Below are 25,106 nucleotides of genomic sequence, written 5' to 3'. Positions count from 1 at the left end.
CTTTTCAATTAATTGATATACAGTAACATAGAAATACAGAGTTCGCTATAAAAATAGTAGAATCTCTAGCATCAGTTTTGGCCTCGCAGTAGGCGCCCACTAATTTCAATTAAGAATAAAAATGTGTTTAAAGAATAAAGTACAGAGCCCAAATAAACGATGGATAGACAGAAAATACAAATCTTTGATACGACATTACGCGATGGCGAGCAGGTGCCTGGCTGTAAGTTGAATACCAAGGAGAAATTGGAAGTAGCAGAAAGGCTAGAGCTTCTTGGTGTTGACGTAATTGAAGCTGGCTTCCCTATTTCAAGTCCTGGCGATTTCGAGTCAGTAGAGGCTATTTCAAAATTGGTGAAAAACGCCACGGTTTGCGCTTTAAGCCGCGCGGTTGAAAAGGACATAATTACAGCTGCAGAAGCTGTTAAGTATGCCAAACGACCAAGAATCCATACTGGAATTGGAACCTCCGAATCACACATAAAATACAAGCTCAATACCACCAGAGAGAAAATTGTTGAACGCGCAGTAGCAGCAGTGTCTTTGGCTAAAAAGTATGTAGAAGATGTGGAGTTTTATGCAGAAGATGCAGGAAGAACCGACAATGAATTTTTGGCTTATGTATGCGAGCAGGCCATAAAAGCTGGGGCAACTGTGGTGAATATTCCTGACACTACAGGCTATTGCTTGCCTAGTGAATATGGAGAGAAGATTGCCTACCTCAAGTTCAATGTAAGAGGTATAGAAAATGTAACCATTTCTACTCATTGTCATAATGATTTGGGCATGGCCACGGCCAATTCAATTGCAGGCGTAATTAATGGAGCTACTCAAATTGAATGTACCATTAACGGTATTGGCGAAAGGGCAGGAAATACAGCTTTAGAGGAAGTAGTGATGGTCTTGCAACAACATCCTTACCTTAGAAAAACCACAGGAATTGACACCAAACAATTGACAGCCTTATCGAAGTATGTGTCGGAAACTATGCGGGTTCCGGTACAGCCTAACAAGGCCATTGTAGGGGCAAATGCTTTTGCTCATTCTTCTGGAATTCACCAAGATGGTGTGATTAAGCGAAGAGATACTTATGAAATTATCGACCCAAAAGATGTTGGGGTAGATCACTCTTCTATCGTGCTTACTGCCCGTAGCGGAAGGGCTGCCTTGGCTTACCGAATGAAAAATATTGGTTATGAACTTACCCGCGATGAACTGGATGTGGTTTACGCTAATTTCCTTCAGGTAGCCGACAGTAAAAAAGAGGTTTTTGATGAGGATTTACATCAATTGTCGGATTTGAAATATCAAATGGCAGTTTAATATGGGAAAGACACTTTTTGATAAAGTTTGGGACGCCCATGTGGTGAAACAAATTGATGGCGGAACGGATGTATTGTACATCGATCGCCATTTGATCCATGAGGTCACCAGCCCTCAGGCATTTTCGGAACTGGAAACAAGGAATTTGCCGCTTTTTCGTAAGGAGAAAATGGTGGCCACGCCTGACCATAATATTCCTACAAAAGATCAGCATTTGCCGATTAAAGATGCATTGTCTAAACATCAAGTAGATCGTTTGTTAGAAAACTGCGCCAAATATGATGTGGAGCTTTACGGCTTAGGACATCCCTTTCAAGGCATTGTTCATGTAATTGGCCCTGAGTTGGGAATTACCCTGCCGGGAAGAACTATGGTCTGTGGTGATTCTCACACTTCCACCCACGGAGCTTTTGGAGCCATTGCTTTTGGTATTGGCACCAGCCAAGTTGCACAAGTAATGGCCAGTCAGTGCCTTTTACAGTCGAAGCCTAAAACCATGCGCATTACTGTAGATGGTGAGTTGAATAAAGGCGTTTTGGCCAAGGACATCATCCTTCACATTATTGCTGAATTGACGGCCGCTGGAGGTACAGGTTACTTTATTGAGTATGCAGGTTCTGCCATTCGTTCGCTTTCTATGGAAGCCCGAATGACCATTTGTAATATGAGTATTGAAATGGGAGCGAGGGGCGGAATGATTGCGCCTGATGAAACCACTTTCGATTATATTGAAGGAAGAGAGTTTGCACCGAAAGGCGCAGCATTTGAACAAGCGGTTGACTATTGGAAAACCCTTCATTCTGATGCGGATGCCGTTTTTGATCAGGAGTATCATTTTGACGCAGCCGACATTGAACCAATGATTACCTACGGTACCAATCCCGGCATGGGCATTAAAATCAAAGATAATATTCCAGAGAAACTGGCAGCTTCTAACCAAGATAGCTATCGTAAATCTCTTGATTATATGGGCTTTCTTCCGGGCGAATCGCTCATGGGCAAAGAAATTAACCATGTGTTTATAGGCAGTTGCACCAATTCTAGGATCGAAGATTTAAGGATTGTGGCTGATTATGTGAAAGGCAAGAAAAAAGCTGATCATGTGCAGGCCATGATTGTTCCGGGCTCTAAACAAGTGGAAAAACAAGCCATTGCCGAAGGGTTGGATATCGTATTGAAAGAAGCAGGCTTTGAGCTTCGCGAACCGGGTTGTTCTGCCTGTTTGGGCATGAACGATGATAAGGTTCCTGCGGGCGCTTATTGTGTTTCTACTTCGAACCGAAACTTTGAAGGACGACAAGGCCCTGGCTCTAGAACCTTATTGGCAAGTCCGTTGGTGGCCGCGGTTACGGCAGTCCAAGGTAAAATTGTTGACATCACTGAATTTTTGAATTGAGATGGAGAAAGTTGTAAAAGTACTCAGCAGGGCGGTTCCATTGCCCAATGAAGATATTGATACGGATCAAATCATACCGGCCCGTTTTCTAAAAGCCACATCCCGAGAAGGTTTTGGAGAGAACCTTTTCAGGGATTGGCGATATAATTCAGACAATACACCAAAAACTAGTTTTGTGCTGAATAACTCTACTTATGGAGGAAGTATTCTTGTGGCAGGAAAAAACTTTGGATGTGGTTCTTCCCGTGAACATGCGGCTTGGGCGCTCTATGATTACGGTTTTAGAGTAGTAGTGTCTAGCTTCTTTGCTGATATTTTTAAAGGCAATGCACTGAACAACGGTCTGTTACCTGTTCAAGTGTCTGAAGATTTCCTTCAGGAATTAATTGAGACTGTAAAGTTGAGACCCGACACTGAAGTGGAAGTGGATTTGGTAAATCAGTCCATTTCATTCAATGAGTTTGAAGAGTCCTTCGAAGTGAATTCCTATAAAAAGGAATGCCTGATTAATGGCTATGACGATATTGATTATTTGGTAAGTATTAAGAACGAAATAGAAGCCTTCGAGAAGCAGGCGGTAACAATATAATGGGAGTGAAGAAGAAAATAGGGGTGTTGCCGGGGGATGGCATAGGCCCAGAAGTGGTAGCAGAAGGAATCAAAGTGCTCGATGCCATTGCATTGCGTTTTGGTCACGAGTTTGATTATGAATATGCCTTGGTAGGAGCAGCAGCCATTGACGAAACGGGTAATCCATTGCCCGATGAAACTTTAGCGGTTTGTAAACAATCAGATGCCTTTTTGTTTGGTGCCATTGGTCATCCAAAATATGACAATGACCCTTCGGCCAAAGTCAGGCCAGAGCAGGGCTTACTTAAACTAAGAAAGGAACTTGGGCTTTTTGCGAATATTCGTCCTGTAACGGCTTATGATAGTCTTTTGCACATGTCGCCACTGAAAGTTGATCGAATTACAGGGGTTGACTTTGTTGTGTACAGAGAATTAACAGGCGGGATTTATTTTGGTGAAAAAGGAAGGACAGAAGATGCTGCTTACGATCACTGTACATATTCCTATGCTGAAATTGAGCGTATAGCACACTTGGCGTTTAAAGCTGCCCAAAATCGAAAGAAAAAACTGACTTTGATTGACAAGGCCAACGTATTGGAAACTTCCCGCTTATGGCGAGAGAAAGTAACCGTGATGGCCAAGGAATATCCTGATGTAACTGTTGAGTGCATGTTTGTGGACAATGCGGCCATGCAAATGATTCAGAACCCAAAGCAGTTTGATGTGGTGCTCACCGAAAACATGTTTGGCGACATTATTTCTGATGAAGCCTCCGTTATTGGTGGTTCCATGGGCTTATTGCCTTCTGCCTCGGTAGGAAATAAAACAGCCATGTTCGAACCGATTCATGGTTCATACCCTCAAGCGACAGGCCAGAATATTGCCAATCCAATTGCGACAATTTTATCTGTAGCCATGTTATTGGACCATCTGAACTTAATCGATGAAGCCATAGAAGTGAGGCAAGCAGTAAATGCTTCGCTGCGCAATGGAATGGTAACACAAGATTTATCAAAAGGCCAAGGCTTTGGCACCGACAGGGTGGGCGATTTTATTGTCAACCATATTTTAGACGGTGAAGCCTCAGGCTCTCAAAATAACATTCAGGTCGGTCTTAGCACCATCATCTGAGTTTGTTAAAAGTGGTTTGTTAATTAGCGAAAGCCCAACTTTTAGGAGTTGGGCTTTTAGTTTATGCGCCAGTGTAAAGAATCAACACATCAATTTCTCTTTTATTTTTCTTGATACCTAAGCCAATTTTCCTTAAATTTTCTTGAAAAGAGCCTTTGGTTTCGGGATCAAAACTGAATTCCAAAGAGAAGTAGCCGTCAATGCCTGTGTCGTTCACTACTGGTAAACCGAATAGACCGAAATTCTCTAAATACTCGCGGAAATCATCCATTGAAGCACCCGCGCTCTTAAAATAATCTCCTCTACCTGAGTAATTGGTGTGTTCCTCAACAGGGTTTAAACCGAATTCCAAAGAATCAATTTTATAGAGTACAGCAATCTCTTTTTCCTGTTTTCCTATTCTACCTTTCACCTCCAGTAATTCGTTCAACTTAGATTGAAAAATTGGGTAAAACTGATCCCTGTCTTCTGGAGCAACAATGATATCTAAATTGTACAGGTTGTCCGTGTTTTCGTAATCAAATTGTGTTTCATCCACTTCGTAAACCAGTCGATAAGAACTCACTTGAAAGGCTGCTCTGAAAAAACTTGAAATAGGAGCATTATGAATAGTCAATCTTCGATTAGCAAATATTCCACCTGATCTTTTACTAAAAGAAGGTATGCTGGCATTGTAAGGCTGAATTACAAAGTGCTCAGCAATAGTGCTGTCCACTTTAAAATAATCATCTGCGTAATCAAAATCTATAATGTCTGTTTTTAGGGGAAGATCTATCGTCTCACCTTTCAATACTTGCTCAATTACTTTTAAATTGATGTTTTCAGGAGCTGTAATTGCAACTACTTTGCCATTCGGATTGATTAAAACCGTATGCGGGATTATGCTATGTGGAAAGGCCTTTTGTAGGTTATTCGCGTTATCTAAACCAAACAAAAAGGCTTGAGGCCTTGAATTTATAAATCGCTTAATTCTATCTTCTGACTCGTGACTAACTGCAATAATTTGCAAATTTTCGTTGAACTCATTTTGGAGATCGTTGAGATGGGGCATGCCTGCAATACATGGTGAACACCAAGTGGCCCAAAAGTCAATCATTACCACTTTTCCTTCCAATTCGGAAAATGAAATAGATGTTTTGTTTTTATCCATTAAGCTCAATTTGAGGTCTGAAGATGAGTCGCCAATTTTTAGAGTTTGCCCAAAAACCTGAACCGTAAAGACTAGGAAGGCAAGGGGGAAATAGAGTGCTTTCATAAGTGGGTGTTTTTTTGGATAAATGTATGGGCTATCATAGTTGGCAATAGTTAATGGTATTGAAAAGAAGTGTAAATGTTTGTTAATGCAGTTTTTAAGGCCAATTATGCCCCATATATTTAGGTCATGAGAACATGGGAAAAAAGGAATAATCTGTACATGTTCACCGCGCTCGTGTCGTTGGTGATGCTTCTAATTTATTATAGTTATAGAGAGTATGTTTTTAGGGCAAAGGAGTTTAATAAAAATGCAAATCATGTATTTGAAATTGCCGTCCAAAAAACAGAAGAAGAGCGGTTAGCGCGAATTAGAGCTTATTGGATGCAGGATATGGATGATCCTAACTTGGTTAAAGTCAAAGCAGAGAAAGGCCCAAGTGGTGAGTTAAGTATTACTGTATTAAACCCGGAAACGGATGAAAAAGAATTGGTTTTTAATCTTATGAGTACTGAATATCCAGATACGGTTACAGATGAATTCCTAAGAGATAAATTCAGAAAATTCGTTTTGTCTATGGGAGATAGCTATGTGTTTTTACAAGACACTATTCATGCAAGGTATCAAATTTATAAGGACACAATCCGTACCTCTCCCGAACAACTAAAGCAGAACTTCAAAGATCAACTTTCTACTTTTTCTATCGCATCAGATTTTGACATTGTTTTGTCAGAGGATAGTATCTTAACCGAAGCGAACTCTGACCTTTTCTCCATTCAGCCCATACAAATGAATGAGGAGAAATGGAGTCAGTATGTTTCTGCTAATTTTCATCAACCATTCTGGGAAGTGCTGAATGAAATAAAACTGGTTTTGCTGGTGAATTTATTCGTTCTGATGTTTATAGCCTTAGGGTTTTGGCAAATGCTAAAAACCATCAAGAAACAGCGTGAACTGGTTCGGTTGAAAGATGACTTTATAGATAATGTGACCCACGAATTACTTACACCAGTTTCAACCCTCACATTAGGGATGGATAGTTTGGAGAACTATTTTGAGAAAGGAGATTCACAAAAAATTAAGCAGTATACAGCTTTGGTAAAGCAGGAAGTCAATCATATTTCCAACCTTGTAAAAGGCGTATTGCAATCTAGTGTTGCTTTCCAAGGTCAGGTAAAGTTGAAACTCAAATATTTTGACCTAAAATCACTCATGGATGGTGTAAGGCTGTATTACCTTCAAAAGACCGATAAGGCGTTGAAGATTACTGTGACCTGTGAGGATAACCTTACTGTTTATGCCGACAAGCAACATTTGATCAACGTTCTACATAATCTTATTGATAATGCCATAAAGTATGGGGATCCTTTGGCGTGTGAAATAGACATTGTTGCAGAGAAGGTTGGGGATCGCCTAGAACTTAGAATTAGCGATAACGGAAAAGGGATTCCAGAGGAGGAATCTGAGAGAATTTTTGATAAATTCCACCGTGTTAGCCAAGATGATGTTCATGATGTTGGAGGGCTCGGTATAGGGCTATATTATGTCCGAACCATTTTGGCACGGCTCAATGGCACGATTAAACTAGAAAAATCAAGTCCAAAAGGAAGTACTTTTAAAATCACAATAGATCAACCACAAAATGCAGACATCCATTAAGGTTTTATTGGTAGAAGATGAGCCCTCGCTTGCATTGGTGGTTAAAGATAGTCTTGAACAACATGACTACAACGTTGAGTTGGCTATGAATGGCGATGAAGCTTTAAAAGCATTCCACAGCTTTGAACCTCATATCGTTATTTTGGACATTATGATTCCAAAATTAAATGGCTTTAATGTTTCCAAAACCATTCGTAATCTAGATCGGAAAACACCAATTATTTTTCTTTCTGCTAAAATTCAAGCCAAGGACGTTGTAAAAGGCTTTGAATCGGGAGGTAATGATTATCTTAGAAAACCATTTAGTATGGAAGAACTGCTGATCAGAATGAAGGTGTTACTCAGCGGTTCTGGTTTGTTAGACCAAGTGGAGGAGGCGCAAAGGACCTTCTTTGATTTTGGCGGTTTTGAATTCGACTACAATAGACTTGAGTTGAATTTTGAAAACAAAGTACAAAAATTGACTTCTAAGGAAGCCGACTTGCTTCAGCTTTTCTGCGAACACCAAAACCAGTTGCTCACCAAAAAGGCCATTTTACATGCTATTTGGGGGGATGATTCCTTTTTTAATTCACGTACTATGGATGTTTTCATTTCCCGACTGCGGAAATACTTGAGCCTCAATCCAGACATTACCATCATCAATGTAAGGGGAGTGGGCTATAAGTTGTTGATTGGTTAAGGCTGAAATGGGTTGGATTAATTCCTCCCTAAAAAAAGCTGCCTTGTGTAAAGCCTAATTCCCAAGTCTTCTTATTTTTGCCTTTGTTAAAACCCCGAGCAGTTTTTGATATTAATTTTTAGGCTTCGGGTAGAATTAAGCATTTGAAATTATGGGAAGAGCATTTGAATTTCGTAAGGGTAGAAAAATGAAAAGATGGGGCATGATGTCTCGCGTGTTTCCAAAACTAGCCAAAGCCATTACCATGGCCGCTAAAGAGGGCGGTGGCGACCCCCATATGAATTCTGCATTGCGTACCGCCATTCAAAATGCTAAGGCGCAAAATATGCCTAAAGACAACATCGACTCGGCCATTAAAAGGGCAACAAGCAAAGATGTTGAGGCTTATATCGAAATGAACTACGAAGGCAAAGGCCCACACGGTGTGTTGGTTTTTGTTGAATGTGCAACCGACAACCAAAACCGTACGGTGGCCAATGTGAAGTCATATTTTAATAAAGCGGGTGGGGCAGTAGTGCCTAATGGCTCTTTAGAATTTATGTTCAATAGAAAGTCGGTTTTTGAATTTTTGAAAACAGACGATATGGATTTGGAAGAACTGGAATTCGAATTTATTGATGCTGGTCTCGAAGAAATTGAGGAATACCCAACTGAAGAAGACGAAGATCAAATGATGGTGGCCATTTATGGCGACTATACCAACTTTGGTCAGTTACAAAAGGCTTTGGAAGAAAAAGGGATAGAAATTAAGAGTGCCAGCTTAAAGCGTTTCCCTACTACTCCGGTAGAATTTACGGAAGAGCAAATGGAAGAAATCGAAAAGTTGATTGACAAAATTGACGAAGACGATGATGTACAAGCGGTGTATACCAATATAGCTGAGTAAAAACATCTGTGATATTATAACAAAAACTCCAACTACTGAAAAGTGGTTGGAGTTTTTGGTTTGTATAACCTTGGCAAAAGTAGCGTTTTTTACGAAATCATGATGTGGACCTTAGGTAAGTCAGTTTCACTGTAACTGTTGATGTAATACTCTACTGTAGTACCTGAGGGGTGTGTGTATTTAATACTTTGGCCAGCAGTTATGTTCTTACTGATTTTCTCTACGCCATTTTGAAATATGGCAAAATGGGCAGTTCCTGTTGCAGATTCGGAGAGCCTCATGTTGATACTTTTAAGCCCCTCAAATTTACCTGTAAAGAGGGATTCCTGGGGTGAAGTGTCTTTAGCTAATCGTGCATAAAGTTCAAGTATTCTCATAAAAATGTACTTGTTTAGTTTCCTGCTTGTTAGACTTTTGATTCCTGTTTTTAACACTGTTATAGCGAGAGTGTAATCTTGAGTTGCCTAGTTTCAAAGTCAATTCAAATTTGGATAACTGTAATAGTAAAGCGTTACCCTAAAAGGGCGGTTCTTGTCAATACCTATAAAGAGGTATGGGAGAGAGGAATAGTGTTGGGGGATGTCTGTATTAAAGAAACTCTAATGGTAAAAAAACGGACTCTAATTACTGAAACCCACTGTCGCAGGTTCTCCGAACCTGTGACTCATTATGGGCTTGAGGACTCAGTCCGCATCATTTAAGCCTTTCACTCCATACCTACTTAGCGTAACTCTGTGCCCTTTGCGGTTAAACAATCTGTGAGATGGCTTCACGTTGGCGCTATCCTTACAATTGAGATGGATAGGTTCGCCATGACGAAATATTTGGCTTTGGTGTTGTAAAGGTTTGGGTGTTGTATTGAAGCATCGATCCACGTCACTGTCGCAGGTTCTCCGAACCTGTGACTCATTATGGGCTTGAGGACTCTGTCCGTATTATTTAAGCCTTTAACTCATTACCTACTTAGCCTAACTCAGCGCTCTTTGCGGTTAAACAATCTGTGAGATGGCTTCACATTGGTTCTTTCCTTTTAATTTGCATGGATAGGTTCATCATGACGATGTAGTAGATATTGGGAGTACAAATGTTTGTTTTTTGAGTAGCTCCATCGGTCACCACCATTACGAGTCACGAAGCAATCTCTTCTAAAATAGGGGCGAGCAAATGTTCGCAAACTCATACCTTTGTGACTCTCCGCGTCCATCTCGGTTAGAAGCAAATTTTCATTTTGGCACGCTTTTGGAAAAGTACCTAGTACAACCAAATAAAACTCAAAATGAAAAAAGCATTACTCGGTCTAAGCCTACTCTTTCTAATATCCAGTTGTGATATTGTTTATGTAGAAGAAGCTCCTATAGATTCAAGAAACCTTTTTACTGGTCGGTATGAGGTAGAAGAATATAGCGAGACTTACGATGAATTAACACTATACGATATGCGTATAGTAAAAAGTGGCGATCCGTATAGTAACGTGATCTACCTAAGGAATTTTTACGGAGCAGATATAGAAATATATGCCAATGTTTATGGTGACGAATTAAGAATCCCTCGTCAAACAGTAAACGGCTATCTGATTAAAGGCGTTGGCCATATAGAATATAGCGACATCGTGCTTACCTATTCTGTAGAAGACTTAAGAAGTAACAGCTACATCGATTTTTGTAATACTGTAGCCTATCGAAGATAAATTGTTGTTTTGAGATTGACCGGAGCCGGTTTTCCTTTTGGAAGCCGGCTCTTTTTTGTAAAAGCTTAAGATTGAGTTCATTTTACCAGTAGCTAGTCGTTTGTAATTCAAGGCTTTCAGTAAAATTAGTCGCATTAAACTCAAAAAAAGGGGCTTTGTTAGATTCTCAGTAGTCAACTACCAAATAACCCGTCAATTACACCGCTAATCCAAAATGATCTAGCTACCTTTGCGGCTCATTTAACAAAGAATTATTGAATAATTTTAGCAAACTAGGACTTTCTCAATCCATTATTGAAGTTCTTGATCAACTGGGGTTCGATACTCCAACCCCTGTACAAGAAAAGGCCATTCCAATGTTGTTGCAAAACGACCCAACAGATTTTATTGGATTGGCTCAGACGGGTACAGGTAAGACAGCTGCATTCGGACTCCCATTGATTGATTTAATCGATTTGGATGATCCTACAACTCAAGCCATTGTAATGGCTCCAACACGTGAACTAGGGCAACAAACAGCGCAACAACTGGTAAGTTTTGCGAAAAATAATAGAGCCCTTAATATTGAAGTGGTTTATGGTGGTGCGGCCATCATGGGTCAAATTAAGGCGCTAAAGAGACCAACGCAGATTATTGTAGCAACACCGGGCCGTTTGATCGATTTGATCAAAAGGAAAGCGGTGAATTTAGAAAATGTAAAATATGTCGTGCTCGATGAAGCAGATGAAATGCTCAATATGGGCTTTAAAGAAGACATAGATGAAATTCTATCTTATACGCTAGAAAATAGAGTGACATGGCTTTTCTCGGCTACCATGCCGAAAGAGATCCGAAGAATTGTAAGCAAGTACATGGACAACCCATTAGAGGTTGCGGTAAACACTGAGCAGAAGAGTAATGTAGACATTACGCACAAGTATGTAATTACTAAAGCTTCTAACAAAATACCTTCGCTTAAGCGTTTCTTAGACATTCAGCCCGACATGCGCGGTATTATGTTTTGTCGTACTAAGCGCGAAACACAAGAGATTGCAGACGAATTGGGCCAAATGGGCTATGGGGTAGAGGCACTTCACGGTGATCTTTCTCAAGCACAAAGAGATGCCGTGATGAAACGTTTCAAAACGCGTTCAATGCAATTGTTAATTGCCACTGATGTAGCAGCAAGAGGTATTGACGTAAACGATTTAACACACGTATTACATCATTCTATTCCGGACCAACTGGAAAGCTATACGCACAGAAGTGGTAGAACAGGTAGAGCGGGTAATAAAGGAACTTCATTGGTGTTTATTAACCCAAGAGAAAGCCGTAAAATCACTGAGCTTGAAAGACGTATCAAAGTAAAATTTGAACGTATTGAAGTACCTACTTTAGAAGAAATGAAGTCGAGCAGAATTAACAGCTGGGCCAATTTAATCATCAATACTAAAGTAGACGACCAAGCAGACAGTATTCTAAAAACCGTAAGTGAGCGCTTTAGCGATTTAAGTAAAGAAGATTTACTTAAACGTTTAATTACAACTCAACTGGATCATATTATGACACCAGACGAGGATGTAAATTTGAACGAAACACACGGTGGATCGCCTGCCAATCGCGATAAGAGCGGCTTTAACCGTTACTTTATCAATGTAGGAGAAATTGATGGCATGACCAATGCCGATATTATTCACTTCTTGTCAGACGTGTCTGGAGTAGACAGAAAATTCTTTGGCGATCTGTCGCTTCAGAAAAACTGTTCTTACTTTGATGTAGACAGTACTAAAGATAAAGGTTTTGGTGAAAGTTTTGAAGGCACTGAAATTCAAGGCAGAAGTATTCGTGTAAATAGAGACGAAGACGGAAGACCTCGTAAAAGGCGTAGCGATTCCTTCAACAAAGGAGGTAGTTACGGTGGTGGTAGCAGTTATGGTGGCGGAGGCCGAGGTAAACGCTCAGATCGTGACAAGCGTCCTGACCGAGATAAAGGAAGACCAAAAAGAAGAAGAAGGTTATAAGATCTTCTATGAGATATCGAAAACCTGCCATTTTGTGGCGGGTTTTTTTATGCTTTGTAATTTGTTATGCGACTTAGATTGGGGGATAAGCTTGAAAATCAGAGTATTCTGAAATGGAATTCACCGTTTAAACAAGCCAAACATAATTAATTGGCTATTTCTTTGCCAATTAATTAAAAAGACATGAAAGACCAACTAATTCCGTATCTTTGCCATTGTAAAAGTTAATAACCCACCTCGATTATCTCTTTGTTCTCATCTAGATTAATTTAATTCGGTTTTTTTACTTCACAAATAAGACCTTTTCGGCTTACGGCCGTTACAAGATAAAAAATAGGATTTGGCCCTATAAAAACATGGATTTGAGTGCCACTTTAGTTTACGCTAACTCAGAGCCGCTTTAATAACAATGATTAATTAATAATGCAAGGAACAGTAAAATTCTTCAATGAAACCAAAGGTTTTGGATTCATTACTCCATCAGACTCAAGCAGCGATATTTTCGTACACGTTTCAGGTCTAGTTGACGAAATTCGTGAAAACGATAAAGTTGAATATGAAGTAGAAAGAGGCAAAAAAGGATTGAACGCAGTTAACGTAACTGTAATCGATTAATCTCTTTTATACCTAATTAGGAAAGACAAATTATATACTTAGAACGGTTTTGGTGTTAAGCCAAACCACTGAAAAACCCGAGGGTAATTCAATCTCTAGTATGTGATTTGTTTTTTTATGCCCTTTTGTGGCTAATCACGTCATGCTTTAAAGTAACACCCTATCCCAAATTCTAATCTCAAGAGGTTCCCAACCTCAACTGAAACCCACTGCTTCATCTGATAAAGTTGGAGTATATTTTACGTAAATTGCCATCGGCTAAAAAGTACCTTGCCTAAAGGCTTTATTCCAAGTGGGCTTAGCCCATCTACAACTACAATACTTATGAAATTCGAAGAATACCGCATTGCCGAAGGCATTAAAACCAGTATTGAAAAGCTGGGCTATAAAAAACCAACCGATATTCAGTACAAATCTATTCCCCCAATATTAAAAGGAGAAGATGTATTGGCCATTGCCCAAACGGGTACGGGTAAAACCGCGGCTTTTGCTATTCCAATTCTACATATTCTTCAGGAAAGAAAACTGGGAAGCCGGCCCGATGGCGTAAAATGCTTGGTAATGGCGCCTACTCATGAGCTGGCTCTACAAATTGAGCAGACTTTCAAAACTTTAGGCAAGCATACCCGAGTGGTGACTTATTGTATTCACGGTGGGGTAGACCAAGAGCCTCAGATCAAGCAATTGGAAAAAGGAGTCGATATATTGATTGCTACTCCAGGTAGAATGTTTGATTTGGTAAGTCAGGGGGCTTTAAATTTAAAGCGTGTTGAAATCTTAGTGTTGGATGAAGCCGATCATATGCTCGATTTGGGTTTTATCAAAGACATTCGTGATTTGATGAAGCACTTGCCGAAGAAGCGTCAAACGCTTTTCTTCTCGGCCACCATTAATGAAGAAATTAAGGACTTGGCCTATTCGCTCGTTACTCGTGCCATTCGCATTCAGATTTCCCCGAAAGACCCCGTTGCTAAGAATATCGAGCACTCTATTGCTTTTATTGAAATGGACGATAAACGTTTCTTTTTAGAGCGTTTTATCAAACAGCACGAAGATCAAAAGATTCTCGTCTTTGTGCGTACCAAAGTAAGGGCAGAAAGGGTGAAGAAAGCCATGGAACGTGTGGACATCGTCTCCGATACCATTCACAGTGATAGAGAACAAAAGGAAAGAAAAACGGTCATGCAAGGCTTTAGGTCTGGCGACCTAAAAGTACTGATTGCCACGGATGTAAGTGCCAGGGGAATTGATATCCCGAATGTGGAGTATGTAATCAATTACGACATGCCTGAAAGTGCAGAAAACTATGTGCACCGTGTGGGAAGAACGGGGCGAGGCTCTCAAAAAGGACAGGCGCTTTCTTTTTGTGCCGAAGAAGAAAAAACTGTTTTGGCCGAAATCGAAGAAAACTTGGGCAAGCCTATTCAGCGCATGGAAGTGACCAATGACGATTACCAATACACCTTGGATATATCGGATGCAAAGGCCAATAACTGGCAGCAGTTGATTAAGGGTGCCGATAAGGAAAAGGCTGAATTTGAAGCAAAGAGATCGAAACGGAGAAAAAAGAAACGCTAAAAGCCATTAATTGAATTAGTACAAGGAATTGAAGAACGCTTAAGCTCATGCAGAACAATAATCAGATCAAATGTCCTAATTGTGGAACTAGCATCGATGTGCAAGATATCCTCGCTCATCAGTTAGAAGATGAGATCAAACAAAAGTATCAGGCGCAGTTGGCCCGAGAAAAGCAGCGGTACCAATCTGAGGTTGAAACACTGAACAAAGCGAAAGAGGAGTTTGAACAGAAGAAGAAGGAGGCCAATGAGCTTTTCAAAGAGCGACTTGATAAGCAGCTGCGCGAAGAACGTAAGGCTATGGAAGAGAAGTTGAAGCATCAACTTCAGGCTGAGCAATTGGATCAATTTGAGACACTTCAAAAAGAACTTAACGAGAAATCAGAGCAAATTAAAGAGCTGAATCGCACCAAAGCGGAAATAGAAAAGCTAAAACGCGAGAAATCGGAGCTGAAGGAAATTGCAGAAGCTGAAGCTCAGAAAAACCTGAATGCCACATTAATTGCCGAAAGGGAGAAAATTAGGAAGGTTGAGGAAGAGAAGAATGAAATGCGTTTTAAAGAAATGCAGAAGCAGCTGGAAGACCAAAAGAAGCTTACCGAAGAAATGAAGCGTAAGCAGGAGCAGGGCTCTATGCAGTTGCAAGGCGAAGTGCAAGAATTGGCCATTGAAGAATGGTTGATGGGGCAATTTCCTTTAGACAGCATTGAAGAAATTAAGAAAGGAGCAAGGGGAGGCGATTGTATTCAAGTAGTGAATACCCGCGCCCGCCAGAATTGCGGCACCATATATTACGAAAGTAAACGTACCAAAGATTTTCAGCCCAGCTGGATTGAAAAATTCAAAGCGGATATCCGTGAAAGAGGTGCCAATGTGGGCGTTTTAGTGACTGAGGTAATGCCTGCAGGAATGGACCGGATGGGCTTAAGAGACGGCATATGGATTTGTAATTATGACGAATTTAAAGGCCTTTGTGCAGTGCTGCGTGAATCCATTGTGCAGTTGAGTATGGCGGTAAGCTCACAGGAAAACAAAGGCGATAAAATGCATATGCTTTATGATTTCCTTACCAGTAATACATTCCGTATGCAGGTAGAAGCCATTGTTGAAGGTTTCACTTCTATGAAAAATGGTTTGGACAGTGAGAAACGCGCCATGCAACGCATCTGGAAAGAACGCGAAAAACAAATTGACAAAGTGGTAACCAATACCATCGACATGTACGGCTCAATCAAAGGCATTGCTGGCAACGCCATTCAGTCTGTAAAAGCTCTAGAGCTACCGGGAGACGGGGAAGACCAAGAACAGCTGGAGCTATAAAGGCTAGGTCTGTTTTAACCTATGAGGGGAGGAGGTTTATACACAATGCCAAGAATAGTTATCCCGTAAGGATCTTTTTCAGCAACATAGAAGTGGGGTATGACATATTTAACGTGAAAGGATTCTTGCAGAATGACTTACTAAATAGACTTTATTCTAACCACAAAGATTTGAGAGGTTGTTTTAACGTATATGGAGACCTTTTACCGTCCTTGTCAAATGTATACATGCAAATAAGGACAAAGGGCTTACTAAAAGCCGATATTTATGTATTGTAACCAAGATAAGTACTGGGCTAAATCTTGAGTACACTTATTAATTTATTGCAGTTAAAGTTATTTCCGTAAGTATTTTTATCCAATAAAAGCTATCTTACATCAACTTCACCTACAGGTGGCAGATCCGTTTTAGCTTTATTGTTTGTGGTCAATCCATCTGTCTAACTTTTTTAAAAATGACCGATCCACTATCTGGAAAAACCCCTGGCGTTTATATTAACGAAATAAATGCCTTTCCAAACTCAATAGTACAAGTTCCAACCGCAGTTCCTGCCTTTATTGGCTATACGCCTAAGGCAGAATATAATGGCAAGAATTATTTGAATAAACCCGTTAAAGTGAATTCATTTTCAGAGTTCGAGGAATACTTTATGCCGGCCAGGCCAGCGCAACCATACAGTCCGCAATACTATATTACTGAGCAGAGCGCAGCACCAGCCAACGGAGATTATCTCACTTTAAAGAATAAAATCTACACGCTCGATCCTGACCCGAATACCATTTACTATTTATACAACAGTGTAAGGCTCTTTTATCAGAATGGAGGGGGAACGGCCTATATTGTATCGGTTGGCGGTTATGGAAGTCCCTCTGAAGCTGCAATGGCGCATGACGAAAACATTGTCAACCCCAATATTAAGCTTTCGGAATTGAAGGCAGGCTTACAAACACTTACTAAAGAAACAGAACCCACTATGTATGTGGTGCCCGAAGCGACTTTGCTCAGTAAGGACGACAATGCTAGTTTAATGCAGGCCATGCTAGGTCAGAGTGAAGAAATGGAAACCGCAGTTTCTATTTTAGATGTTTTGGGTGGTCACTCACCTGACCCTGTGCTTTATACCCAAGATATTGAGGGTTTTAGAGAGGGCGTTGGTAGCAAGGGATTGTGTTATGGGGTGGCTTACTATCCGTTTCTGAAAACCACCATTACTCAAGGTAGCGAGTTAGGTTACACTAATTTTAATGGTGGAAATACGGATGCTTTATTTGCGCTATTACAAAATTTAGAAGGAGCCAATCCTGCATTAGAAGAGGCCATAGCACTAATTAAAAATGCATCAACAGATGCAAATGTTGGAGATATGAATCAGGCTTTGATGATTGTGAGTAAAGTCTATAAAGAACTGTTTAATAGCTTGTTGTCGGAAGTGAATGTACTTCCGCCCAGTGGTGCCATGGCGGGCATATACACTGTAGTTGATAATAATAGAGGGGTATGGGTGCCCCCAGCAAATGTGTCGATAAGTGCTGCAATTAAGCCCACACTGGATATAAATAATAGAATGCAAGAGGATTTGAATGTTCCGTCAGATGGTAAAGCGGTAAATGCATTGCGTTTATTTATTGGCCGAGGTGTTTTGGTTTGGGGGGCAAGAACCCTTGAGGGTAACAGCAGCGATTGGCGATATATTAATGTACGTAGAACGATGATTATGCTTGAACAGTCCATTAAAATGGCAATTAGAGCTTATGTTTTTGAACCGAATGATGCGAATACCTGGGTTAATGTTCAATCGATGATCAGTAGTTTTTTAAACAGTGTTTGGAAACAAGGTGGACTTGTGGGATCCAAACCTGCAGATGCTTTTAATGTATCGGTTGGCTTGGGCAGTACAATGACCCCAGAAGATATTTTAGATGGAATAATGAGGGTGACTGTTAAGGTTGCTATTACTCATCCTGCAGAGTTTGTTATAATTACATTTCAACAGCAAATGCAAAAGGGGTAAAAAAGAAAAGCCAGTTTGGATGACTCCAAACTGGCTTTACATAGTACTCTACTTTTTAATTATGCTTTGGTTAACTGCACGTTTTGCCCTTGTTGGTGTTCTTCACCAACAAGCCGCAGAAGTGACGTAACATCATGGTTTAAAGAATAGTCAATGAGACTATATGAAATTGTCGCACCATTCGTGTTCTTCAGAAACAGGCTACCAAGTTAATTTTACACTGAACATATCCTTTTTTATATTGAGAAATGGAATCACATTATGTTCAGTTCTTTACCGCTACGGTTCTTAAATGGAAGCCATTATTTTTTAACGACAGTTATAAATCAATTTTAATAGGGAGCTTAAAGTTTTTAGCAGAGGCAAAAAGAGTTAAAATCTACGGTTTTGTGATTATGCCAAATCATATTCACATCATTTGGCAAGTGCAAAAAGAACATAAGCTAAAGGATGTTCAGCGAGATTTTATGAAATTTACGAGTCAACAAATCCAAAAAAATTTAAGAACGAATAACCCCAGTTTGCACCAAGAGTTTGAGGTGAACTTAAAAGATAGAAAGTACCAAGTCTGGCAAAGAAACCCATTAAGCATAAATTTATATAGTAGGGAAGTGATTGAACAAAAACTGGATTACGTTCATAACAATCCTGTTCAAGGGAAGTGGATGCTAACTGACGAGCCTGCGAATTATCTTTACTCTTCCTCTAGTTATTATGAGAAGGAAGAGTGTAGATTTTCTTTTCTTACGCATTATATGGAGTACTTTGGAAGTTGAGTCCAGCGCTGGTAGTAGGTGAATCATTTCAGGCTTGTTGGTGAAGAACACCAACAAGGGCAGAATTACATTTCAACAGCAAATGCAAAAGGGGTAAAAAAGAAAAGCCAGTTTGGATGACTCCAAACTGGCTTTAAGTGTCACTCTGTTTTTTAATTATGCTTTGGTTAACTGCACGTTGAGCAACAGTTTTACATTGTCGCCCACTACCATACCGCCAGCTTCGGTTACCATGCTCCAGGTTAAGCCAAAATCTTTACGGTTGATACTGCCAGTAATCTCGAAACCAGCTTTAGTTTGTCCGTAGGCATCTTTCATAATACCACCGTGCTCTACAGTTAATTCTACAGGTTTAGTAGTTTCTTTGATGGTCAAATCACCTACTAATTTGTAATCATCACCTGATACTTGCTTTAATACACCTTTAAAAGTCATGTTTGGATGATTTTCTGAATCGAAGAATTCAGGGCTTTTCAAGTGTGCATCACGATCTGCTACATTGGTGTCTACGCTAGTAGTTGCAATGCTAAAGGTAGCATTCGCTCCATCAAAATTGTCTCCATCCGTTTCTAATCCACCTTCAAAGCTTTTGAAAGATCCGGTGACGGTTGAGATCACTAAGTGTTTTACTTTGAATTGAACCTCACTATGTAAAGGATCAATGGCCCATGTGGTTTTTGTTAAAGTTTCCATATGCTAAATTGTTTTAATGTTCACGTTCAAAATAGCAAACTGTATGTATGTACATATAGTTCAAAAAGAATCAAAATTTTTTCTTAGACGCAATTGTCCTTTCTATTCATAATTGGGTGTCACTAAATTTTAAGTGCCAAATCAGCCTGCTTATTGTTGCAGAAAAATATTCATTCGAGAAACTGATTGCTGAGGTAAAGGATTTGTAATACTTTGCAGCCTATGGTATTTAGTATTATCCTTGGTCTGATTGTGATTTTGATTTTCGCATTCAAGAAGTCCAACAAGAGTGGAAAGGAGGTAACTCAGCTTATGACTACTCCTTTAAAATGGAAAGCTATTCTCACCGAGCATGTCCATTTTTACCGTAATCTGAATGACCATCAGCAGCGTCAATTCGAATCGGATGTGCAGCGCTTTTTGGCCGATACACGGGTTACAGGAGTTCAGACCCAAGTGGACTTGGTAGACAGACTTTTGGTAGCCAGTAGTGCTGTGATTCCCTTGTTTGGCTTTCCGGCTTGGAATTACAAATACTTAGATGAAGTGCTGCTGTATCCGAGTTCCTTCGATCGAGATTATAATATTGGCAGCAAAAAGGAAATCATTACTGGAATGGTGGGCACAGGCGCCATGGAAGGTAAAATGATTCTCTCCAAACCGGCTTTGCATGCGGGGTTTGACATTACCAACGACAAGAAAAATGTAGGCATACATGAGTTTGCGCACTTATTCGATAAGGAAAATGGGGAAGTAGATGGTATTCCTCCGGGCTTTGAAGATAAAGCCTATGCTTTGCCTTGGCTAGACTTTGTGAAGAAGAAAACAGATGAAATATTGGCCAGACACTCCGATATTGACGGCTATGGTACTACAAACAGACAAGAGTTTTTTGCTGTAGCCAGTGAATACTTTTTTGAAAGACCCCATTTGCTAAAAGAGAAACATCCTCAATTGTATAAAACCCTCAGCAAAGTGTTTCATCAAGATTTAACCGCTGTGATTGACAAAGATTCTTACTCCAAACCCAAAGCCATTGGCCGTAATTCTCCTTGTCCCTGCGGCAGCGGAAAGAAGTACAAGCATTGCTGTGGAAAGGAGTGAGGGGGTAACTCCACTGCACTAGTCTTAGTTGCTAAGACTAAAAGGGATTAGATAAGGCGGTAAGACCAGAGTGAGGAGTGATGTAGAAGACGACCTGAATCTACCGATTTAAGCTTACCCCTCAACAGGCCTGAATTGTAGTTGTAAGTAAATTGTTGTTTCTTCTGCACAAGACCTTAAGACCAATCATGAAAAAACTACTAAGCTTCTCACTAATCCTATGTCTTTTCGGCTGTTTTTCTCCTCAGAGTAAAATAGAAGAGGCCAATGAAAATGCCTCACACAAAATAGAAGTTGTAAAGTGGCGTGCGGTAGAAGGAATCGATATTGAAGCCTTCAATACGGATTTAGAGCCCGGTAAACTCACTGTCGATTTAGGGGTATATTTCCCCTCTAACTTAGATACCGCTTTTAAGAAAGTGACGCTAGACAGACTAATGTACAGTATTGAAGCGGCCAAAGAAATCTATGCGCCAACGGGAGTGCAAATCAATTTATTATGGGTGAAGACTGGCGATATTGATTCGCGCTACCTTTCTATTCAAGCCAACAAAACTCCGGGCATTCCAAAAACGGAATATGCCAATACCTATCAGCACATGCAGCGTCACCCCGCTGAACTTACCTCAGAAACCGAAATGGCCTTTCGTACTTTTATTGAACCGAACCCGGACAACCACCGAACAATTTATTTGACGGTTTTGCAGGAAGTTTTTTATCCTTTCCTAGATGTTTCTGAAGGAAGAAATTGGATGATCAAATCGGTGAGAACAGGTGGACTTTCGTTTCCACCATATTCTTATACCACTAGTATTCCTAAAGATTTAAGGGGTATCATTACCATCACCAACTTGGAGCGTCCTGATCGGTTGAGAAGTACTGTGGCGCATGAAATAGGGCATAAGGTGATTAATGTAAGTCATGAGTACAAGGACATTAACCCAGAAAACGAAGTGTTTGCCGAAGGTGGTTTGATGGTCTATGGTGATGGCGAAGAAATTCCCAGTGGTGCTGAAGGCCGCTGGCATTTAGAACGCTTATTGCTTTCTCCATTTTTATATACCCTTCAAGCCGATGGCTCTAAAAAATGGAATCCAGAATTCAAGGAAGGGGGGCATTATTACGACCCGATCTATGTTGAAAAAGTAGTCAATTTTGCTGGTACTTCACCGATTAAAGGGGATTGGTAATTATTTTATTTACCCTGCACTAGTCTCAGCGAGAGGCTAAGACCAGAGGGGCTTGGGGCGGAGTGTCTCGATCTGTCTGTAAAAACCGTTAAAACGGTTGTAGTAGGTAGGGGAGCACATAGCCCACGGTTTAAACCGTGGGCTATAGGAATGAATGTTTTGATCAATGGTTTTAACCATTTTATAGGCTACTAGACTCAGGCATCCTATTAGCCTTAGCATCTCGCTAAGACTTAAATATTTTATTATTAGGGGTGGGCTTAAATCCTCGTTGCAAACGAAGATTAGTTGGCTTTTTAATAATTATTGGTCGTTTGGAATAGATGAAAAGAATCAATTAAGTTGTCATAATGCAGCACTTGGATGTTTTCTTTTCTAAATAAATTTCTTTTCTCATCGTAAGTGTTATCATTAAAATCAGCCCTTCTACCAGCAATAACTGCATAGCTTATCCTTGTTTTATTTAATGCTCTAAATTCATTAGGTAAGTCAATTCGTGGATTTCTATACTTTTCAAATGTTAGAACTAAACTGTGAAAGTTACTTTCAATCCATTTATCCCAACTCTTAACTTGCTTTATTCCTTTTCTAATGGTTAGCCCAAATGCGCCATCATTTGTTGTTATTGATCCTGTTGGGTTTTCCAATTCAATAAATAAAAAATGATATCCATTTGAATTCTTTCCAACCAATAAATAATCAGCTTTATAAGTTGTCGGAAATTCAAATTCTTTAAATAGGTAAGCACCATGATGTCCAAATGTATAGCCAGCATGGAATAGAGATGCGATCAGATTATAATGTTTGTTTTCATTTATGTAATTGAGAATTTTCCTTTCGGAAATATCAGAGTTTAGTAGATTTTTAAATTCTTGTTCAATTTTTCTTAGTTCATTTTTGTCATCTAGGCTGTCAGGATGTAAGTAATTATTAGGGAAAAGAGATTCATAATGGTACATGGCCTGAGGTTTTATCTCATGATATTTGCTTATGACTTTTGGTGTCAACTCTCCAAGCTTACCTAAATTGTTTCGTTTATAATTTTCGGCCTTTGCACTCAGGGCAGTTTCATTTTCTGTCAAAATGTTGAAATCTCTATCGTATAACATACTCTTTTTATGTTCTTTTTTTGATTGCAGTTAACGTTATATATATGCCACGTTTGTTGAGCATATTTCTCATGTGATTTATTAAAATTCATTATAGTCTCTATAAGCAGTGCTGACTATGATGGTGTTCTAATGGCTGGGTGGTTTCTCTCCCTTAGGTGTCATATTGATGAAGAATATTAATAAGAGCGGAAGAAAGGATACCAACATGGGCAAAAGTGTGCCATGTTAATTTTCATTCAAATACTTTATGTCTTCAAACCACGATTTAATTTCCACAAAAGCATTCATTTCTTCCAGATGTTCTTTTTTCAACTCTTTAGTTAGCTTTCCATTAGTTATTTGCTTGATTATTTTTTCGTCATTAAATTTTGAGGTTTTATCAGTTACAATTCTTGCGATATCTGCATTATCCCAATCTTCTATGGTAGAGCAATCAATTTCAAACTCTTTATCATATAAAGATGAATGAATGTAGTTTTCCATTTCTCTCTTTTTTGTCAATACGCCTTTTGAGTTATCAGAACGAGAATTAACTTTTTCCACTGTAGACTTATATTGTTCGTTTGAATCTTTATCGTACAAATGGTATTCAACAACGTTTGAGCCTTCAAGGTAATGTCTTTCAACCCAATTCTTTAAAGAAGAGCCACCCATTGGGATAATTTTAATATTCTCTTTTTTCAAGTCGATAATATCTTTAAAATCCGTTATAGTTTGATTCAGGTTTAATAAAAAGTTTATGTCATTTTCACCTTCAACACATATAACTAACTTTCCTAAATAAGCTGTAATACCTAATGTTTCAGCAATAGCCTTTAATTTATTGTCATCTTGAATTATTCTATTTACTCCATCAACTTTGTCAATTAGGATTAGGTGTTCACTTTTTGACTGTTTTGCGATTTCAGGCGAATGTGTCGTGATAATAACTTGGTGGTTTTCTTTTTGAGCAATTTCATTTAACGCGTCAATTAATAAAACTTGGTGATTCGGATGTTGTGAAGTTTCTGGTTCTTCAATAGCATAGATTACTGTCTTATTGGAACTGTTCTTTCTTTCAGCTTCTGCACGGAAGTAGTTTAATAAAATCAATCTTCTTACACCACTTCCTCTTTTATTCATTGGAATATTATCATCACCAATAAAAGAGAAAGAAAAAAGAGTATCCCAAGCCTTATTTGAAACATCAGGTTTTAAAACTTTAGCAAGCTCTGGATTCATTTCCTCTAGTTTCTTGATAGTTTCATTACCTATCAATTCAGCACTTTGCTTAATTAACTCTTTGACTTCCTCAAGTTTCTCAAGTACATTTCCAATAGCGGTTTTGGTTATAACTTTGAGAGGGTCTTGGACTTCTTTATCTGTGTCTTTATTTGCTCTATCTGACTGAAATAAAAAAAAGAGAGGTAAGTCGTTGCTTATACTATTCCAAATGTTCTTACCATCTTCCTTATCGATTGGCAACTCGACTGTTATTAATTCTTTGTCATTAATTACTTGATAGATAGCTTTTCGGATATCAGCTCTTTTTCTCTTGTCTATTTTAATAGGAATTTTGATGTCTACATCAGCACTATATGTCCCAATTTCAAGTCCCTCTAGTTCATTGTTGTTTAATTTATCGTGAAGGGCAAATGCAATATCAGAATTATCTACGTTCTCTAATATTTTTTTTAAATCGTCAATTTTTAATGTTGGCAAAGGCGATTTGTGGAATTCTTTTGGGTACTCACTAATGATATATGTTTTAAGGCTGGTTGCAGTGATTTTTTCCTTACTACAATCCCAAACTTTTTTAATTTCTAATAAACCATCCTTATTTAATAGAAATTCATCTTTAAGATTAGTTTTTACATCTGTGTCTATTAGATACTCTTTTTCTGGTTCAATAATGAAACTACAGCTTATTGCCATTTCAGAACCTTGAAATACATTTTTGTCTGTTATATCTATTTTAATTCTTTCTTGTCCGAAGAAAATATCTAATGCTTCTAAAATTGTTGATTTACCGATGTCATTTTTACCAATTATTACATTTAGATTTTGGTCAAATTCAATTTCAATTGATTCATAGCTTCTGAAATTGAGTAATTTTAATTTCTTTAAATACATTCAGTTTGTAGTTTAATTAAAGCTCCAATTAAGATGGTGTCAAAAAGTTTAGGTGCTGAGAGAGTAGTTT

Annotated in this window: 21 protein-coding genes; 16 read left to right on the top strand and 5 right to left on the bottom strand. The window is 39.1% G+C overall.

The window, feature by feature from the left end; all coding sequences use genetic code 11:
• Positions 1-159 precede the first annotated feature (159 nt).
• From MB14_RS13555 to leuB, 4 genes are read left to right on the top strand one after another with little or no spacing between them, the layout of a single operon-like run.
• On the top strand, positions 160-1,323 hold the full coding sequence (locus tag MB14_RS13555) for a 2-isopropylmalate synthase (RefSeq protein WP_053224106.1): 1,164 nt from the start codon (positions 160-162) through the stop codon (positions 1,321-1,323).
• Between the two features lies 1 nt (position 1,324).
• Positions 1,325-2,719: a 3-isopropylmalate dehydratase large subunit gene (gene leuC, locus MB14_RS13550; RefSeq protein ID WP_062592439.1), complete on the top strand. Its 1,395-nt coding sequence runs from the start codon at positions 1,325-1,327 to the stop codon at positions 2,717-2,719.
• Position 2,720: 1 nt separating this feature from the next.
• Positions 2,721-3,308 carry a 3-isopropylmalate dehydratase small subunit gene (gene leuD, locus MB14_RS13545; protein ID WP_062592437.1) on the top strand — a complete coding sequence of 196 codons (588 nt, stop codon included), beginning with the start codon at positions 2,721-2,723 and terminating at the stop codon, positions 3,306-3,308.
• A 5-nt stretch (positions 3,309-3,313) separates the two neighbouring features.
• Positions 3,314-4,420 carry a 3-isopropylmalate dehydrogenase gene (gene leuB / locus MB14_RS13540; protein ID WP_062592771.1) on the top strand — a complete coding sequence of 369 codons (1,107 nt, stop codon included), beginning with the start codon at positions 3,314-3,316 and terminating at the stop codon, positions 4,418-4,420.
• A gap of 61 nt (positions 4,421-4,481) precedes the next feature.
• Here leuB and MB14_RS13535 read toward each other — a convergent pair whose 3' ends face one another.
• Entirely contained in the window at positions 4,482-5,675 is a 1,194-nt protein-coding gene (locus MB14_RS13535) for a redoxin domain-containing protein (protein WP_062592435.1), read from the bottom strand.
• 126 nt (positions 5,676-5,801) lie between these two features.
• Between MB14_RS13535 and MB14_RS13530 the strand changes: the two genes are divergently transcribed.
• The 3 genes from MB14_RS13530 to MB14_RS13520 all read left to right on the top strand — a co-directional run bounded on the left by MB14_RS13530 (position 5,802) and on the right by MB14_RS13520 (position 8,839).
• Complete coding sequence (locus MB14_RS13530) at positions 5,802-7,271, top strand: sensor histidine kinase (RefSeq protein WP_062592434.1); 1,470 nt, start codon at positions 5,802-5,804, stop codon at positions 7,269-7,271.
• A complete protein-coding gene (locus tag MB14_RS13525; protein ID WP_062592431.1) occupies positions 7,255-7,953 on the top strand; it encodes a response regulator transcription factor in 699 nt (232 codons plus the stop codon). Before MB14_RS13530 ends, MB14_RS13525 begins: the two co-directional genes overlap by 17 nt.
• Positions 7,954-8,104: 151 nt before the next feature.
• On the top strand, positions 8,105-8,839 hold the full coding sequence (locus tag MB14_RS13520; protein WP_062592429.1) for a YebC/PmpR family DNA-binding transcriptional regulator: 735 nt from the start codon (positions 8,105-8,107) through the stop codon (positions 8,837-8,839).
• Positions 8,840-8,928: 89 nt separating this feature from the next.
• Here the strand turns inward: MB14_RS13520 and MB14_RS13515 are convergent, their stop codons facing one another.
• Positions 8,929-9,216, bottom strand: a complete 288-nt coding sequence (locus tag MB14_RS13515; RefSeq protein WP_132643983.1) for a hypothetical protein — start codon at positions 9,214-9,216, stop codon at positions 8,929-8,931.
• 899 nt (positions 9,217-10,115) lie between these two features.
• Here MB14_RS13515 and MB14_RS13510 point away from each other — a divergent pair.
• From MB14_RS13510 to MB14_RS13480, 7 genes are all read left to right on the top strand, one after another.
• On the top strand, positions 10,116-10,526 hold the full coding sequence (locus MB14_RS13510) for a hypothetical protein (RefSeq protein WP_062592425.1): 411 nt from the start codon (positions 10,116-10,118) through the stop codon (positions 10,524-10,526).
• 254 nt (positions 10,527-10,780) lie between these two features.
• Positions 10,781-12,526 (top strand): DEAD/DEAH box helicase, encoded by a 1,746-nt coding sequence (locus tag MB14_RS13505; protein ID WP_062592422.1) that lies wholly within the window; start codon positions 10,781-10,783, stop codon positions 12,524-12,526.
• A 420-nt stretch (positions 12,527-12,946) separates the two neighbouring features.
• On the top strand, positions 12,947-13,141 hold the full coding sequence (locus tag MB14_RS13500) for a cold-shock protein (protein WP_053224098.1): 195 nt from the start codon (positions 12,947-12,949) through the stop codon (positions 13,139-13,141).
• A 324-nt stretch (positions 13,142-13,465) separates the two neighbouring features.
• A complete protein-coding gene (locus tag MB14_RS13495; RefSeq protein WP_062592769.1) occupies positions 13,466-14,719 on the top strand; it encodes a DEAD/DEAH box helicase in 1,254 nt (417 codons plus the stop codon).
• 47 nt (positions 14,720-14,766) lie between these two features.
• Positions 14,767-16,038, top strand: coding sequence for a DUF2130 domain-containing protein (locus MB14_RS13490; RefSeq protein ID WP_062592421.1), 1,272 nt, complete (start codon positions 14,767-14,769; stop codon positions 16,036-16,038).
• A gap of 454 nt (positions 16,039-16,492) precedes the next feature.
• Entirely contained in the window at positions 16,493-18,049 is a 1,557-nt protein-coding gene (locus tag MB14_RS13485; RefSeq protein WP_062592418.1) for a contractile injection system sheath protein, read from the top strand.
• 248 nt (positions 18,050-18,297) lie between these two features.
• Positions 18,298-18,825, top strand: coding sequence for an REP-associated tyrosine transposase (locus MB14_RS13480; RefSeq protein WP_062592417.1), 528 nt, complete (start codon positions 18,298-18,300; stop codon positions 18,823-18,825).
• 156 nt (positions 18,826-18,981) lie between these two features.
• On the opposite strand, the gene MB14_RS13475 is transcribed toward MB14_RS13480, so the two are convergent.
• Complete coding sequence (locus tag MB14_RS13475; RefSeq protein ID WP_062592415.1) at positions 18,982-19,518, bottom strand: YceI family protein; 537 nt, start codon at positions 19,516-19,518, stop codon at positions 18,982-18,984.
• Between the two features lie 222 nt (positions 19,519-19,740).
• Here MB14_RS13475 and MB14_RS13470 point away from each other — a divergent pair, with 222 nt between their 5' ends.
• Together MB14_RS13470 and MB14_RS13465 are read left to right on the top strand one after the other, a co-directional pair.
• Positions 19,741-20,622, top strand: a complete 882-nt coding sequence (locus MB14_RS13470; RefSeq protein WP_062592413.1) for a zinc-dependent peptidase — start codon at positions 19,741-19,743, stop codon at positions 20,620-20,622.
• A 188-nt stretch (positions 20,623-20,810) separates the two neighbouring features.
• The gene (locus tag MB14_RS13465; RefSeq protein WP_062592412.1) at positions 20,811-21,812 is read left to right on the top strand and encodes an ImmA/IrrE family metallo-endopeptidase; all 1,002 of its coding nucleotides are present in this window, start codon (positions 20,811-20,813) and stop codon (positions 21,810-21,812) included.
• 296 nt (positions 21,813-22,108) lie between these two features.
• On the opposite strand, the gene MB14_RS13460 is transcribed toward MB14_RS13465, so the two are convergent.
• Entirely contained in the window at positions 22,109-22,921 is an 813-nt protein-coding gene (locus MB14_RS13460) for a Shedu anti-phage system protein SduA domain-containing protein (RefSeq protein WP_062592410.1), read from the bottom strand.
• A 228-nt stretch (positions 22,922-23,149) separates the two neighbouring features.
• On the bottom strand, positions 23,150-25,036 hold the full coding sequence (locus tag MB14_RS13455; protein WP_062592408.1) for an ATP-binding protein: 1,887 nt from the start codon (positions 25,034-25,036) through the stop codon (positions 23,150-23,152).
• Positions 25,037-25,106 lie beyond the last annotated feature (70 nt).

This window comes from Roseivirga ehrenbergii (genome assembly GCF_001593005.1).
GTDB classification, from domain to species: domain Bacteria; phylum Bacteroidota; class Bacteroidia; order Cytophagales; family Cyclobacteriaceae; genus Roseivirga; species Roseivirga ehrenbergii.
This window is presented reverse-complemented; position numbering and strand designations above follow the sequence as displayed.

Coding starts and splice junctions, on each gene's coding strand:
- MB14_RS13525 (WP_062592431.1), top strand. CDS start 7,255: ATGCAGACATCCATTAAGGTTTTATTGGTAGAAGATGAGCCCTCGCTT.
- MB14_RS13475 (WP_062592415.1), bottom strand. CDS start 19,518: ATGGAAACTTTAACAAAAACCACATGGGCCATTGATCCTTTACATAGT.
- MB14_RS13510 (WP_062592425.1), top strand. CDS start 10,116: ATGAAAAAAGCATTACTCGGTCTAAGCCTACTCTTTCTAATATCCAGT.
- MB14_RS13465 (WP_062592412.1), top strand. CDS start 20,811: ATGAAAAAACTACTAAGCTTCTCACTAATCCTATGTCTTTTCGGCTGT.
- MB14_RS13490 (WP_062592421.1), top strand. CDS start 14,767: ATGCAGAACAATAATCAGATCAAATGTCCTAATTGTGGAACTAGCATC.
- MB14_RS13455 (WP_062592408.1), bottom strand. CDS start 25,036: ATGTATTTAAAGAAATTAAAATTACTCAATTTCAGAAGCTATGAATCA.
- MB14_RS13520 (WP_062592429.1), top strand. CDS start 8,105: ATGGGAAGAGCATTTGAATTTCGTAAGGGTAGAAAAATGAAAAGATGG.
- MB14_RS13530 (WP_062592434.1), top strand. CDS start 5,802: ATGAGAACATGGGAAAAAAGGAATAATCTGTACATGTTCACCGCGCTC.
- leuC (WP_062592439.1), top strand. CDS start 1,325: ATGGGAAAGACACTTTTTGATAAAGTTTGGGACGCCCATGTGGTGAAA.
- MB14_RS13535 (WP_062592435.1), bottom strand. CDS start 5,675: ATGAAAGCACTCTATTTCCCCCTTGCCTTCCTAGTCTTTACGGTTCAG.
- MB14_RS13460 (WP_062592410.1), bottom strand. CDS start 22,921: ATGTTATACGATAGAGATTTCAACATTTTGACAGAAAATGAAACTGCC.
- leuD (WP_062592437.1), top strand. CDS start 2,721: ATGGAGAAAGTTGTAAAAGTACTCAGCAGGGCGGTTCCATTGCCCAAT.
- MB14_RS13495 (WP_062592769.1), top strand. CDS start 13,466: ATGAAATTCGAAGAATACCGCATTGCCGAAGGCATTAAAACCAGTATT.
- MB14_RS13555 (WP_053224106.1), top strand. CDS start 160: ATGGATAGACAGAAAATACAAATCTTTGATACGACATTACGCGATGGC.
- MB14_RS13515 (WP_132643983.1), bottom strand. CDS start 9,216: ATGAGAATACTTGAACTTTATGCACGATTAGCTAAAGACACTTCACCC.
- MB14_RS13470 (WP_062592413.1), top strand. CDS start 19,741: ATGGTATTTAGTATTATCCTTGGTCTGATTGTGATTTTGATTTTCGCA.
- MB14_RS13485 (WP_062592418.1), top strand. CDS start 16,493: ATGACCGATCCACTATCTGGAAAAACCCCTGGCGTTTATATTAACGAA.
- MB14_RS13480 (WP_062592417.1), top strand. CDS start 18,298: ATGGAATCACATTATGTTCAGTTCTTTACCGCTACGGTTCTTAAATGG.